The sequence below is a fragment of the Photorhabdus africana genome, assembly GCF_035181445.1.
GTDB classification, from domain to species: domain Bacteria; phylum Pseudomonadota; class Gammaproteobacteria; order Enterobacterales; family Enterobacteriaceae; genus Photorhabdus; species Photorhabdus laumondii.
On record NZ_JAXBVE010000235.1, the window covers coordinates 1 to 298 of the forward strand.

The window sequence follows — 298 nt, forward strand, 5'->3', positions numbered from 1 at the left end:
GTCACGGTAATCATAATCGCGGGTCACCACTTTGCCTGCCACCACCTGATGCGCGGTTTCCATGCCCCACACCGCGTCTTCCTCCCCGCCGTGCATGCCTGACGGATTCCGGGCCGGCATATAGACATTAAACTGGTAGTAACGCTGATCGTCGTAAAACTCCACCACATCGATTTTCAGCCGGTCGTCCGCCGTCAGTTTGTACCAGATCCCCACTTCCGCCAGCAGGCGTTGCACAAAACGCAAGTCGTCTTCGCCGTATTGCATCACCTGATCCCGCTTCGGGCAGGGGTACGCC

At 58.1% G+C, this 298-nt stretch carries 1 protein-coding gene; it reads right to left on the reverse strand.

What is annotated here, in order from left to right:
* Positions 1-298: contractile injection system protein, VgrG/Pvc8 family (locus SLS51_RS23555; RefSeq protein ID WP_323840886.1), on the reverse strand; the 298-nt coding region annotated here is incomplete at both ends.